General features: G+C 62.7%; 12 protein-coding genes. 4 read left to right on the top strand and 8 right to left on the bottom strand.

Features of this window, described 5'->3' with window-relative positions; all coding sequences use genetic code 11:
- Positions 1-21 precede the first annotated feature (21 nt).
- Positions 22-3465, top strand: coding sequence for a pyruvate carboxylase (locus tag QP968_RS06145; protein ID WP_284855520.1), 3444 nt, complete (start codon positions 22-24; stop codon positions 3463-3465).
- On the opposite strand, the gene QP968_RS06140 is transcribed toward QP968_RS06145, so the two are convergent.
- Both QP968_RS06140 and QP968_RS06135 read right to left on the bottom strand, forming a co-directional pair.
- Complete coding sequence (locus QP968_RS06140; protein WP_284855519.1) at positions 3458-4057, bottom strand: response regulator; 600 nt, start codon at positions 4055-4057, stop codon at positions 3458-3460. The genes QP968_RS06145 and QP968_RS06140 overlap by 8 nt on opposite strands.
- Entirely contained in the window at positions 4057-5190 is a 1134-nt protein-coding gene (locus QP968_RS06135) for a sensor histidine kinase (RefSeq protein WP_284855518.1), read from the bottom strand. The genes QP968_RS06140 and QP968_RS06135 overlap by 1 nt, the downstream gene beginning before the upstream one ends.
- A 112-nt stretch (positions 5191-5302) precedes the next feature.
- On the opposite strand from QP968_RS06135, the gene QP968_RS06130 reads away from it, so the two are divergent.
- Both QP968_RS06130 and QP968_RS06125 read left to right on the top strand, forming a co-directional pair.
- Positions 5303-6283 (top strand): ABC transporter permease, encoded by a 981-nt coding sequence (locus tag QP968_RS06130; RefSeq protein ID WP_284855517.1) that lies wholly within the window; start codon positions 5303-5305, stop codon positions 6281-6283.
- Positions 6283-6942, top strand: a complete 660-nt coding sequence (locus tag QP968_RS06125; protein ID WP_284855516.1) for an ABC transporter ATP-binding protein — start codon at positions 6283-6285, stop codon at positions 6940-6942. Before QP968_RS06130 ends, QP968_RS06125 begins: the two co-directional genes overlap by 1 nt.
- A gap of 128 nt (positions 6943-7070) precedes the next feature.
- Here QP968_RS06125 and QP968_RS06120 read toward each other — a convergent pair whose 3' ends face one another.
- The 4 genes from QP968_RS06120 to QP968_RS06105 all read right to left on the bottom strand — a co-directional run bounded on the left by QP968_RS06120 (position 7071) and on the right by QP968_RS06105 (position 11548).
- Positions 7071-8051, bottom strand: a complete 981-nt coding sequence (locus QP968_RS06120) for a hypothetical protein (RefSeq protein WP_284855515.1) — start codon at positions 8049-8051, stop codon at positions 7071-7073.
- A gap of 209 nt (positions 8052-8260) precedes the next feature.
- Entirely contained in the window at positions 8261-8737 is a 477-nt protein-coding gene (locus QP968_RS06115) for a GNAT family N-acetyltransferase (RefSeq protein WP_284855514.1), read from the bottom strand.
- Between the two features lie 6 nt (positions 8738-8743).
- Entirely contained in the window at positions 8744-10534 is a 1791-nt protein-coding gene (locus QP968_RS06110; protein ID WP_284855513.1) for an acetyl/propionyl/methylcrotonyl-CoA carboxylase subunit alpha, read from the bottom strand.
- Positions 10535-10654: 120 nt separating this feature from the next.
- Complete coding sequence (locus tag QP968_RS06105) at positions 10655-11548, bottom strand: sulfurtransferase (RefSeq protein WP_284855512.1); 894 nt, start codon at positions 11546-11548, stop codon at positions 10655-10657.
- Between the two features lie 203 nt (positions 11549-11751).
- On the opposite strand from QP968_RS06105, the gene QP968_RS06100 reads away from it, so the two are divergent.
- Entirely contained in the window at positions 11752-12813 is a 1062-nt protein-coding gene (locus QP968_RS06100) for a Cj0069 family protein (RefSeq protein ID WP_102724055.1), read from the top strand.
- Positions 12814-12874: 61 nt separating this feature from the next.
- Here QP968_RS06100 and QP968_RS06095 read toward each other — a convergent pair whose 3' ends face one another.
- Positions 12875-13273 (bottom strand): DUF3151 domain-containing protein, encoded by a 399-nt coding sequence (locus tag QP968_RS06095; RefSeq protein ID WP_102724054.1) that lies wholly within the window; start codon positions 13271-13273, stop codon positions 12875-12877.
- A 51-nt stretch (positions 13274-13324) separates the two neighbouring features.
- On the bottom strand, positions 13325-14113 hold the full coding sequence (locus QP968_RS06090) for an acetoin reductase (RefSeq protein WP_284855511.1): 789 nt from the start codon (positions 14111-14113) through the stop codon (positions 13325-13327).
- Between the last annotated feature and the right edge of the window lie 44 nt (positions 14114-14157).

The following is a 14157-nucleotide window of genomic DNA, read 5'->3' as shown; positions in this document are numbered from 1 at the left end:
CGAATTTTCCGAGGAGCTGCCATGACCAGGACCACCAACGGAATTGGCAGGGAGAACCTGCCTACGTTTTCCAAAATCCTCGTTGCTAACCGCGGCGAGATCGCAGTGCGCGCTTTCCGCGCTGCCTTCGAAACAGGTGCGAAAACCGTCGCGGTGTATCCGCGAGAAGACCGCCACTGCTTCCACCGGCCCTTCGCGGACGAAGCGGTGCAGATCGGCGTGGCAGGCCAGCCCGTCAAGGCGTACCTGGACATTGAGGAAATCATCCGCGCCGCCAAACAATCCGGTGCTGATGCGGTGTACCCCGGCTACGGTTTCCTCTCCGAACGCGCGCAACTGGCCCGCCGCTGCGCTGAAGAAGGCATCACGTTCATCGGCCCTTCCCCGGAAACTCTGGATCTGACCGGCGATAAGTCCGCCGCAGTCCGCGCCGCGGAGCGCGCCGGGCTGCCCACCCTGAAGGATTCGGAGCCGTCTGCAGATCCGAAGGAACTGGCACGTTTCGCTGAGGACTTTGAGTTCCCCGTGTTTGTCAAGGCCGTGGCGGGGGGTGGCGGAAGGGGGATGAGGTTCGTCGAAAAGCGAGAGGACCTTGAGGCCCTCGCGGCGGAAGCTTCGCGCGAAGCGGAGGCCGCTTTCGGCGATCCGGATGTGTACATCGAGCGCGCGGTGATCAACCCGCAGCACATTGAAGTGCAGATTCTGGCGGATTCGCACGGCAACGTGGCGCACCTGTTTGAGCGCGACTGCTCCGTGCAGCGCCGCCACCAGAAAGTTGTGGAGATCGCGCCCGCACAGCACATCACCGAGGAACAGCGCCAGCGCATTTGCCAAGACGCGGTGAATTTCTGCAAAGAGATCAACTATGAGGGCGCGGGTACCGTCGAGTTTCTCGTGGATGAGCGCGGCAATCATGTCTTCATTGAGATGAACCCGCGCGTGCAGGTGGAGCACACGGTGACGGAGGAAGTCACCGGCATCGACATTGTGAAAAACCAGATGTACATCGCCGCGGGCGCGACCCTGGCGGATCTGAATGTGCGCCAGGAGGAGATCACGGTGTCCGGTGCGGCGCTGCAATGCCGCATCACCACGGAGGATCCCACGAACGGGTTCCGCCCGGATTCCGGCACGATCACGGGTTACCGTTCGCCGGGTGGCGCGGGCGTACGCCTGGACGGTTCCGTGGGGGTGGGCACGGAGATCACGCCGAATTTTGATTCGCTGCTGGTCAAAATGACATGTCGCGGGCGCGATTTCCAGGTCGCCGTTGATCGTGCCCTGCGCGCCCTCAACGAGTTTGCGGTCGATGGCGTATCGACGAATATTGGTTTCCTCCGCGCCCTCCTCAGCGAACCGGACTTCCGCCACAAGCGCATTGACACCGGTTTCATCGCAGAGCACCCGGGCCTGTTGGAGGCGCCGCCGGCAGCCGATGATGCCGGCAAGATCCTGACCTACCTGGCCAACGTGACCGTGAACCAGCCGAACGGTCAGCGGCCGACGATCCTGCAGCCCTCGAAGAAGCTGCCTGCCCATGACTACGGTGAGCTGCCGCGCGGCTCCCGCGATGACCTGCTGGAACTCGGGCCAGTCAAGTGGGCGGAGAAGCTACGCAACCAGACCGCGTTGGGGGTTACGGAGACCACCTTCCGCGATGCGCACCAGTCCTTGCTGGCCACCCGCATTCGCACGAACACGCTGGTTGCCGCCGCGAAGCACGTCGGCCACTTGACCCCGCAGCTCACTTCGGTGGAGGCGTGGGGTGGCGCGACCTATGACGTGGCTATGCGCTTTTTGCACGAATCCCCGTGGATGCGCCTGGACGCACTGCGTGAAGCCATGCCGAACGTGAACATTCAGATGCTTCTGCGCGGCCGTAACACCGTGGGCTACATCCCGTACCCGGAATCCGTCACGCGGGCTTTTGTGAAGGAAGCCGCCGCGTCCGGCGTGGACATCTTCCGCATCTTCGACGCGCTTAACGACGTCTCCCAGATGCGCCCCGCCATCGACGCCGTCCTGGACACCAGCACCACCGTCGCCGAGGTAGCCATGGCCTACTCCGGCAACCTACTCGATCCGGCCGAGGACCTGTACACGCTGGACTACTACCTGCGCCTGGCCGAGGAGATCGTGGACACCGGCGCGCATGTGCTGGCTATTAAGGACATGGCTGGGTTGCTGCGCCCGGCAGCTGCCGCGAAGCTGGTTGAGGCGCTGCGTTCCCGCTTCGACCTGCCCGTCCACGTACACACCCACGACACTGCCGGCGGGCAGCTGGCCACCTACTTCGCCGCTGCTGCCGCCGGTGCCGACGTGGTGGATGTAGCCTCCGCGCCGTTGGCTGGCACGACGTCTCAGCCATCCATGTCGGCCCTCGTTGCTGCCTTTGCCAACACGGAGCGTGACACGGGCCTGTCCCTTCAGGCAGTCTCCGACATGGAGCCATACTGGGAAGCTGTTCGCGCCGTGTACGCGCCGTTTGAGTCCGGCATCCCTGGCCCCACCGGCCGTGTGTACCGCCATGAGATCCCCGGCGGGCAGCTGTCCAACCTGCGCACCCAGGCCAAGGCTTTGGGGCTGGCGGACCGCTTCGAGCTCGTCGAGGATTACTACGCCGGCGTTAATGAGATCCTCGGCCGCCCCACCAAGGTGACGCCGTCCTCCAAGGTGGTGGGGGACCTTGCCCTCTACCTGGTGGGCGCGGGTGTGACCCCAGAAGAATTCGCCGACAACCCGCGCAAGTACGACATCCCGGAATCCGTCATCGGATTCCTCCAAGGCGAATTGGGCACCCCGCCTGGTGGCTGGCCTGCGCTGCGCGAAAAGGCTCTGGCGGACCGTGCACCGGTGGACCACACCGTTGACGTCCCAACGGACCTGGAGGCGGAGCTCAACGCCGATGGTGATGAGGCGTCAGGTGCACGTCGCATCGCCTTGGACAAACTCCTCTTCCCGAAGCAGTACGCCGAGTTCATGGAACACCGTCGCCTCTACGGCGTCACGGACCAGCTCGGGGACAAGGCGTTCTTCTACGGCCTCGAAGAGGGCAAGGAGATCATGGTCTACTACGGGGAGATTGAGGAGAACCAGTCACCGCTCGTCGTTCGCCTCGACGCCGTCAGTGAGCCGGATGAGAAGGGCATGCGCCAGGTCATCCTCACCGTCAACGGCCAGGTGCGGCCGATGACTATTCGTGATGAGAACGCCGAATCCACCGTTGCCGAAGCAGAGAAGGCTGATCCTTCCAACCCGAACCACGTCGCCGCACCGTTCGCCGGTGTGGTCAACGTGACGGTCAAGGTAGGCGACGAGGTCAAGGCCGGCGACCCGGTGGCCACCATCGAAGCGATGAAGATGGAAGCCACCATCTCCGCACCGGTGGATGGTGTTGTGGAAAAGGTGGCGTTTGGTCAACCGACGAAGGTGGAGGGCGGCGATTTGGTCGCCGTAGTTAAATAATTCGCCTTTGCCGCGCCACCTCCACGGCGGCAGTGCGGTTATCCACTCCGAGCTTGGAGTAGATGTGGATCAGGTGTGTTTTCACCGTGGCCTGGGAGATGAACAGGGCGGAGGCGATCTCCTTGTTGGAGGCACCGGTTTGGACCTGGCGGAGGAGTTCGATCTCGCGCGGGGAGAGAGCCTCGTCCGGCCGCATGACCCGCTCCGCGAGAACGTTGGCTACCTGCGGGGACAGGGCGCGTTCACGGCGGGCGGCGCGCACCACTGCGTCGTGGAGCTCATCCTCCGGGGCATCCTTAAGCAGGTAGCCCATCGCGCCGGCTTCCACGGCGGCAACGACGTCTGCCTGGGTGTCATAGGTAGTCAGGATCAGTACTGGCGGCCCATCAGCGGCGACGAGGCGACGGGTCAGTTCAATGCCGTCCACGTTGGGCATCTGGATGTCACTGACCACCACGTCCACGCCCTCGGGGACCGTCGCTGTGCCGTCGGCGGCTTCAGCAACCACGGTGATATCGCCGAAGGAGTTCAACACGGCGCGGAGGCCGGCGCGGACGACGGGGTGGTCGTCGATAAGCATGACGTTGAGCATTAGTTCTCCTTGATGGGAAGGGTTGCGGCGACGACATTTCCTTCGACCGTGAGCTCGCCGCCGGCCTCGGCGACGCGCGCCTGGAGACCCAAGAGGCCATAACCGAGCGGCCCGGTGATACCGCGGCCGTTGTCGTAAACGTCAACCGTGGCCTGGGTGCCCAGCTTATCCACGGTGACCACTGCCAGGCTTGCCCCCGCGTGGCGCACCACGTTGCTCAGCGCCTCCCGCACAACGCGCTCGGCCACCGAGGCGGCCGGCTCCGGCAGATCCACCACCTGGACCCGCACCTCCAGCGGCTCACCCAGCGCCTTCTGGCGGCGCTCCGCGGACCGAGCCAGGCGCTCAATGCGGGTGATCAGGCGCTCCACTGGCGCGGCGGGCGCAGCATTGCCGGCGACGAAGCGACGAGCCTCCGTCAGGTTTTCCGCAGCCGTTTCCCTGATGGTGGTCAACGTGTCACGAGCGGACTCAGGAGCGCCAACATTTTCCAGTTCCTTATCCAGCGCACGGCCGAGCAACACGATGGAACTCAAGCCCTGCGCCATTGTGTCGTGCACCTCCCGCGACAAGCGCGCACGTTCCTCCGCACGGCCGGCCTCGTGTTCCGCGGAAGCGAGGTCCGATTGCGCGGCCTCCAGGTCCGTGGCTAGCTGGCGGTAGTGCTCCGTCTCCGCGTTGAGCGCCTTGTAGGCGTGCACGATGCCTACAGCCAGCACCGTGCCAATCGTCGGGCCGATCAGTCCACCCGGGCCATCCACTGGGAAAGTGACGCTCAAGGTGTAGGCCAGCAGCGCGCCCGTAAGCGCCAGACCCCACCCCGTTGGGAGCAGGAAGCAGGCGAGGATGGCCAGCGGGAACTCCAGCCACACGAAGGTCGGGGACAGTGCCACCAGCAGCACCCACACGATCACCACAGCACCCAACCACGCCAATGTCTGCGGGTGCGAATGGGGTCGGCCGTGGTGGTGCCACACGGTGCCGAACAGGTAGATGCCCGCGAATAGCAACGCCGCGAGGACGGCGGGCCAGTGATGGTCCCGGAAGGCGCTGACAAGCCCCACACCCAACAGCGTGGCCACCAGCACGTGCAGGCTCACGCGCAGGGTGGCCAAAATGCGGTTGGAGGTCATGCCGGCAACCCTAGTGCGGCCCCCGGCTGGTCTTGTATCAACCGAACGGTCGATTCCTTTTTCAACCCGCAGCCCGATGTTAACCGCACAGGTCACGGCCACAATTGGAAGCATGTTCGTAGGAATCCGTGAAATCAAGAAAGCGAAGGGACGCTTCGGCCTGATCGTGGGCACCGTCGCGCTGATCACCCTTCTCGTTGTTGTGCTGACGGGTCTGACCTCGGGTTTGGGTAAGCAGAATACGTCCGCGCTCGAGGCGCTCGACCCGGCCGCGGTGGTTTTTGAGGACCCGCAGGACCCGTCGTTTACCACCTCGCGCGTGCATAGTTTGCCGGGCACGGACGCACTCGGGACCGGCCAGATGCTCGTCGCCGGGCCGGATGGCACGGAGCAATCCGTCGCGGTCCTCTCGCTGCCACGTGGCACCACCTTGCCCGGGGGAGAGGTCCTCGGCGATGGTGCGGTCGCCTCAGCCTCACTGAACTATTCGCTTCACGACGTCCTCTCCCTCGCCGGCACCACCATCCCCGTTGACGCGATCGGTGAGGACCTCATGTTCGCCCACACCCCCGTTTTGTGGGTCCCCACCGAAACATGGCAGGAGGTCTTCCACACTGACGCGGACGGCACCGTTCTGCTCTCCGATGATCCGGCCATCGAAGGGGGTGTTTCGTTGGAGGAGTCTTTCCAGGGTCTGCCCGCCTACGCCTCGGAACAGGGGTCTCTGAAGATGATTCAGGGCTTCCTCTACGCCATTGCTGCACTGGTCATCGTGGCGTTCCTCACCGTGTGGACCATCCAGCGCACCCGTGACCTGGCCATCTTGAAAGCTATCGGCGCCTCGAACAAGTACCTGCTCAAGGACGCCGTCGGCCAGTCCGCCATCCTCCTCTGTATTGGTGTGACCATCGGCGCCCTCGTCGGACTGGGCATCGGGTTCGCCATGGAAGGCGTGGCCCCGTTCACCTTGTCCTTTGGCGTTATCGCCCTGCCACCGCTGCTCGTGTGGGTCCTGGGCATGGCAGGTGCCGTTGTGGCCACCCGCTCTATCAGCAAAGTTAACCCCCAAAGCGCACTCGGAGGTGTCGCATAATGTCCACTTCTAGGCTCGAACTCACTGACGTCACCGTTTCCTTCCAAGACGGCCAGGAACGCCGCACCATCCTGGACAAGCTTAACTTCACCGCTGAACCTGGACGCCTGACCTTCATTGTTGGCGAGTCCGGCTCCGGCAAATCCACCCTCCTCTCCGTCGCCGCCGGCCTGATCACCCCGGATTCCGGCACCGCCACCCTGGGTGGGGTCCCGGTGGACAATGATCTGCGCCGCGACAAGATCGGCATGATCTTCCAGCAGGCCAACCTCATCTCGGCGTTGAACGTGCGCGACCAGCTACTCGTCACCGACCACATCCGCGGTATCAAACCGCGCAAGCAACGCGCCGATGAGCTGCTCGAAGTTGTCGGACTCGGTGGGCTCGGGGACCGCGACATGCACGCCCTCTCCGGTGGCCAGCGCCAGCGCGTCGGCATCGCCCGGGCGCTGATGGGGGAGCCAGAGCTCGTGCTTGCCGACGAACCCACCGCCGCCCTCGACTCCTCCCGCTCCCACGACATCGTGGAACTCCTCCGCCAGCTGGTCGAGGACCGCGGTATCGCCTGTGGCTTTGTCACCCACGACCAGTCCCTGATCACGGACCGGGACGACGTCTTTGTTGTCAGCGAGCACCAGAAGGCGCCGGCGCTGGCCTAGTAGGCCGCAGCCGTGCGACCCGCTAGCTTTGCCCCAACTCTTTGGAGTTGCGGGCACTCCTGGGCTTTTGATGGGGGTTGTGCACGAATCCTGGGAATCGTGCACGCGGGGCTGGGGCAGCGGTAAAACTAGTGGTTGAGTACCCGGGTGAAAAAGCGGTCGAGGTCCTCAAACATCGTGGGCAAACTCGCGCTGGAAAACCGCAGCGGAACCCACCCCTCGATAGTCGCGTTGAGGTTGATGTTCGCGTCTTTGTTGCGCTGCTCGTAGTCCCAATGCTGGATGCCGTCATACATCAAACCAAACCGCTGTCCGGTCACGGGACAGATGAGAGCCAGATCAAAGCGCGTGATCCACCGGCCATTGGCTTGTACTGGAACTTGCTCCCGCAGGTGAAGACCATGTTTTCTAGCCACTTGCGCCGCGATCAACCGCATCTCGGTTTCTTTCGGAGATTCGGCCAGGGAAGAGGAGCGGATCAGAGCATCAGTCACCCAGGGGAGGTCGAGGCGGTTCTTGCAGGCGGCGAGGATGTGGAGGGGATCGATGGTGAGGCGACGAGAGACGTCGATAAGCTGAACGGCTCTGATGAGAGTGGGGTGGAGATCTCCGCAGTGCACCACGGGCCAACCGACTTTCTCGCGGCGCAGTTCTGCGAGTGCGTGTGCGACGGAGACGGCGGGTGAGGCGATGGAGATCCAGGTTCCGTGAAGGCAAACGGACCACTTCTCGTGGATATCTAGAGCTGCGCGTGAAATGTGTGGCTTGCGAGGGCCGGCTTTTTGGGACCGTGGTGCTTTCTTCTCGGCGAACACCGTGTCACACCCGTCGCCCAAAAACTTCGCTCCGTATAGAGCCAACGCACCGAAAGCAGTCAATGTCAGGTGCGGGTTTTCCAGGGCAAACGCTGCCGCTCGGTAGGCCTGTGGGATCTGGTAACAGAGCCGTTGGTGGTGAAATTCGGCGTCGCGTTCGGCGAGATTGGAGTCAATGAGTCGCTCCGGTGCCAGGCCAAACGTGTCCGAAATAGGCACGAGGCCTGGCCGGGAACCCAATGGTTCGAGGTAGATGGGGCGGGCGATGGACATGCCATTAAATAGATTGGTCATATGACCTTAGACCGCCGTTGACCCCGGTTCGGTTCCCTCGGACAGCGAAAAAGATGGGAGGGGGTGGCTCGAGGGGGTGCTTGATCGGGTGCGTGCCCTTAACTCCCGGAAATTGAGGGCACTCCTGGGCTTTTTATGGGGGTTGTGCACGAATCCTGGGAATCGTGCAGGAGGTTAGCCCCGCGACACAACGCGGAGCTGGCCCGCCCCTAGAGCTGCTTCGTCATCACTTCCGGGTGGTGGTCTGACCAGGTGAAGCCGAAGGTCTCGTACACGTGCTGAGCACGGTCGTTGCCGGGCTCGACGTGGAGTGCGATGGTGGTGGCGCCTTGGGAGGCGGCGAGGTCGCAGGCTGCTTGGAGCAGGATGCGGCCGAGTTGGTGGCCGTGGGAGCGGTTCTCCACAGCAATGGACAGTTCGGGGATGTTAGGTCCGAGGTTGGCGTCGGTGTAATCATCCTCCGGTGCCCAGTAGCGTAGCCACACGCCACCGGCGGGGATGCGTTCTTCGTCGTAGGCGATGAATCCGCCGTCGCGTTCAGGGGACCATTTGTCCACGTACTCTTCGGGGCTTTGCATGGCGCCGATGCGGCTGCGGGATTCGTTGCCGAAGACATCGGCGAGGTATTCCAGGCGGCGTAGGTAGGTGCGGTCGGATTCGGTTGCTGGGACGAGCGTGAACTTCATAAAGAGTTAGTGGATCTCCAGTAGTACTGCGTTTTTGTTGACTTGTTCGCCTTGTTCAGCGGCCAGGCCCTTGACCGTGCCGGACTTGTGGGCCTTGACGGGGTTTTCCATTTTCATGGCTTCGAGGACGAGCAGGATGTCGCCTTCGTTGACGGTGTCGCCTTCAGCCACGTTGACCTTGACGACGGTGCCCTGCATCGGCGCCGGCACCGCATCGCCGGACAAGGCAGCGCCGGAGGAGCGGCGCTTCTTGGACTTGCGCTTCGCCCCGTTGCCGATGACGAGGGAGGCGGGGAGGGCAACTTCGATGCGGCGGCCGTCGATTTCAACGGCGTAGGTGCGCTTTGCCGGTTCGGAATCGGCAACGTCAATATCGTCGTCACTGTCCTGGTACGGCGGGATGGTGTTATTGAATTCTTCTTCGATCCAACGGGTGTACACGTCGAAGCGTTCGCCGTCACCGATGAAGGCTGGATCATTAAGAACAGCCAAGTGGAAAGGAATGACGGTGGGGAGGCCAGCGACATCGTACTCGGCGAGGGCGCGGCGGGCACGCTGGATGGCTTCGTCGCGGTCTTCACCGGTGACGATGAGCTTGGCCAGCATGGAGTCGAACTGGCCACCGACGACGTTGCCGGCGCGCACGCCGGAGTCGACGCGAATGCCGGCGCCAGCGGGTTCGACGTAACGGGTGATGGTGCCCGGTGCCGGCATGAAGTTCATGCCGGGGTCTTCGCCGTTGATGCGGAACTCAATGGCATGGCCACGTGGCTCCGGATCGGAGGTGAGACGCAGGGGCAGGTCGGAGGCGATGCGGAACTGTTCGCGGACGAGGTCGAGGCCAGCGGTTTCCTCGGTAACGGGGTGTTCCACCTGGAGGCGGGTGTTTACTTCGAGGAAGGAAACAAGACCGTCAGAGCCGTCAGCTTCCGGGGCACCGACGAGGTACTCCACGGTGCCAGCGCCGTAGTAGCCGGCTTCCTTCACAATCGCCTTGGCCGAGGAGTGGATGGCTTCACGCTGAGCATCGGAGAGGAACGGGGCGGGTGCTTCTTCCACGAGCTTTTGGAAGCGGCGCTGCAGGGTGCAGTCGCGGGTGCCAGCGACGATGACGTTGCCGTGCTTATCCGCAATGACCTGGGCCTCAACGTGGCGGGCGCGGTCAAGGTAGCGCTCGACGAAGCATTCGCTGCGACCGAAGGCGGCTACGGCTTCACGGGTGGCGGATTCGAAGAGTTCCGGGATTTCCTCGCGAGTGTGAGCGACCTTCATGCCGCGGCCACCGCCACCGAAGGCAGCCTTGATGGCTACGGGTAGGCCGTATTCGTCCGCAAAAGCCACAACCTCATCGGCGGTGCTCACAGGCTCTTTGGTGCCCGGGGCCATGGGTGCGCCAACCTTCTCGGCGATCTGGCGTGCTTCCACCTTGTCACCCAGCAGTGCGATGGCTTCAGGGGAGGGGCCGATCCAGGTCAGGCCTTCATCGATGACGCGTTGGGCAAAGTCAGCGTTCTCGGACAGGAAGCCGTAGCCCGGGTGGATAGCGTCCGCGCCCGATGCCTTGGCAGCACCGATGATCTTGTCAAAGTTCAGGTAGGAGTCAGCGGCGGTGGCGCCGCCGAGGGCAAACGCTTCGTCCGCAAGTTCGACGAAGGGCGCGTCAGTGTCCGGCTCGGCATAGACAGCCACGGAGGCGATACCAGCGTCCTTCGCTGCACGGATGACGCGGACGGCGATCTCACCGCGGTTAGCAACCAGAACTTTGCTGATGGTCAGGGCGTTGGACGCTGCGGACAATTCAAAAACTCCTCATCGAAAAATTTCGGGGACCTAGCTTAGGGTAGAGCACTGCTGCCCACATAAGAGGTATCGCACGCAAGGTCCGAAGAATTACAGCCCGCAGTGACGAGCCGGGGCCTAGTCCAATTCCCTTTCAATGGGCATGCGAACCATGTTGCCCCATTCCACCCAGGAGCCGTCATACAGTGCCACATCTTCGATGCCGAGCACGTTGCGAAGGATAAAGCACGTGTGTGCGGCAGCCTGCCCGGCACTGCAGTACGCGATGACAGACGGATTGTCCGTGTCCACGGTGCTCAGAGTGTGGGCATAAGCCTCAGCTATCGACGCCCGATCCTTCACCCGCCCATTCGGATACACCGACACACCCCACGGGTGATTAACCGCACCCGGGATGTGGCCGTGGCGTTGGACAGGGGAGGAGCAGTTGGGATCTGTCTGAGTGAGGTGCTCGACGCCGGAGTAGAACTCGGGCCCGCGTGCGTCGATAAGCAAGTGGTTTGTGGAACGCGAACGAACATCATCGACGAACGCACGGCGCGGCTTATCCTGCCGCTCCACCACCGGATAGTTACGGGACGGGTAATCCGGGACGGCGTAGGATGTGTCGCGTTCCTCGCCCATCCACGCGTCACGCCCACCGTCGAGGAGGCGCACGTCCGGGTGGCCGAAAAGCTCAAACACCCAGGCGGTGTAGGCAGCCCACCAGTTGTTGCGGTCACCGTAGATGACCACGGTGTCATCGCGGCCGATACCCTTAGAATCCATGAGCTTGGCAAAGGCTTCACCGTCGATGAAGTCCCGCACCGTCTGATCATTGAGGTCCCGGTGCCAGTCAATGCGCACCGCACCAGGGATGTGGCCGATATCGTAGAGGAACGCGTCCTCGTCCGACTCCACCACGCGGAGACCATCCGTGCCCAGGCGGGCCGACAGCCAGGAAGCCGACACGAATTTTTCCGGGTGTGCGAAATCCTGGAATTGGGCAAACGGATCGAATTCGATTCCCATGCGAGTGTCCTCCCAGTGGCGTGCTTACAGTCAATAGCCACCATACATGTGAAGGGCTACCCCCGAAGGTGGATTATGTGGCGTATCCCGGCTGTGAGGTTAATTACTAAACCGCTACCCGTGAGGGCAGGAAAGCCGGTTAGGCCTTAATCTCAAAAGTGGGTTTAATCCAAAATACTGAGCACTACTGAAAGGGATTCACTGTGCACAAGGCAATCGTCGTCTTCGAGGTCGAGGGTGGTTCTGACAAGTACTTCGATGGGCACCGCAAGGACACCATGCCCATTGTCAACGCCATCAAGGACAAGGGCTGGAACGCAGAGGTTGTGTTCTTCCGCCCCGAGTGGTCTGACGCAATCTTCGAGTATGTGTCCAACAACTTCGACGGCTACATCTCCCGCGTGAACCCGGGCAACATTCCGGGCGGTGAGAAGGGCTACTTCGACCTGCTCACCCGCTTGTCCGAGGCCGGTCTTGTAGGCATGTCCACCCCGGAGGAGATGGTCTCCTACGGTGCTAAGGATGCCCTGGTGAAGCTGAACAAGACCTCCCTGGTGCCGGAGGATACCGCCGCGTACTACGACGTCGAGTCCTTCCACAACACGTTCCCGACCTCCCTGTCCTACGGTGAGCGTGTGCTCAAGCAGAACCGTGGCTCCACCGGTTCCGGCATCTGGCGCGTCCGCCTGGCCGACGAAGCCCTGGCTGCCTCCGTCGAGCCCGGCACCGCCCTGCCGCTGGACACCAAGCTCAAGTGCACCGAGGCCGTGGACAACCACACCGAGGACCGCGAGCTCGGCGAGTTCATGGACTTCTGTGACCAGTACATCGTGGGCGACAACGGCATGCTCGTGGACATGCGCTTCATGCCACGCATTGTCGAGGGTGAGATCCGTATTCTGCTGGTCGGCCCGCACCCGGTTTTCGTGGTGCACAAGAAGCCGGCCGAGGGCGGCGATGCATTCTCCGCAACCCTGTTCTCCGGTGCGCAGTACACCTACCAGAAGCCGGAGGAGTGGCAGGAGCTCGTGGACATGTTCGCTGAGGCCCGCCCCGTCATCGCCGAGAACCTCGGTGGCGACAACATCCCGCTGATCTGGACCGCTGACTTCATGCTCGCGGACGACGATGAGACCGGTGAGGACACCTACGTTCTCGGCGAGATCAACTGCTCCTGCGTCGGCTTCACCTCCGAGCTGGACATGGGTATCCAGGAAATGGTTGCCGAGGAGGCCATCAAGCGCGTCGAGGAGAAGAACGCCTAAGCATTTGCTTATCGACGTTTAACCGCGCCGGACCAACTTTCGGGCCGGCGCGGTTTGCTGTCTAGTCGAGGAACTGCTCGACGCTAGCCGGGTCCGCGTCCGACAGCATTTGGCGGCAGCGGTCGTATTCGGCTTCATCTCCGATCTTCTTGGATGCCAGGGCCAGCATGGCGATAGCTTTGAGCACTGCCTGGTTCGGCTCGTGTGACGCGGGGACTGGGCCCCAGCCTTTCCACCCGTTCGCACGGAGGCGGTCAAGCGAACGGTGGTAGCCGGTGCGGGCGTAGGCGTAGGCAACGATCGGGTCACCATCGGCTAGCTCGTGCTCGGCCCGGGCAGCCCAGACAGCGGGGGAGTCCGGGTGAGCGATGGCGGTGGCGTTATCAAGCACATCGCTCCCCTGCGCCGGGTCCTCTGGCAGGTGAACCGGCGGGGGAGCGAGCATATCTTTGAATTCCATGGCCCCACGCTACCAACTCCAGCGAGGTGGTAGCGGGGAGCTGGGCGGGGTTTAGCGGTAGACCATGCCACCGTCGGTCAGGATGGCCTGGCCGGTGATGTAGTCCGAATCTTCCGAGGCGAGGAAGGACACAAGGTTGGCCACATCCTCTGGGGTCTGTGCGCGGCCAAGGGCGATGCTCTCCACGTTCTTCTCGTAGGTGGAGCCGAGCTCGGCGCCAGTCAGCTCGTGGAAGCGGCGGTCAATGTCTACCCACATGTCGGTGCCGACGATGCCCGGGCAGTACGCGTTGACGGTAATGCCGTCGCTGGCATATTCACGTGCAGCAACCTGGGTCAGCGCGCGCACCGCGAACTTGGAAGCGGAATAGGCGCCGAGAACGGGGAAGCCATCGTGACCAGCGATGGAGGAGGCGTTGATGATCTTGCCGCCGTGGCCGCGCTCCTTGAACTTGGCGGCGGCAGCCTGGATGCCCCACACAACGCTCTTGATGTTCACGTTGAACATAGCGTCCAGCTCTTCATCCGTGATCTCATCAATTGGCTGGACCTGTGCAATACCAGCATTGTTCACGATGATGTCAAAGCCACCTAGTTCATTTTCAGTGCGGTCGATGGCGGCGTAAACCTGGTCACGCTTGGACACGTCGGCCCCGATCGCGATTGCCTTGCGGCCAAGCTTTTCAATCTGGGAAACGGTGTCGGCGCAGTTCTCTTCCTTCAAATCGAGGACCGCCACATCCGCACCGTCCTGTGCAAGACGCAGGGCGATTGCCTGGCCAATACCGCGGGCTGCTCCAGTGACAAGGGCGACCTTGCCGTCGATAGCTTTCGTTGGCATATTGCTCTCCTTTTCGTACCGTGTGATTCTTCTGGCCGACAGTG

It is taken from the genome of Corynebacterium sp. MSK041, assembly GCF_030232265.1.
In the GTDB taxonomy this organism is placed as follows: domain Bacteria; phylum Actinomycetota; class Actinomycetes; order Mycobacteriales; family Mycobacteriaceae; genus Corynebacterium.
This window is presented reverse-complemented; position numbering and strand designations above follow the sequence as displayed.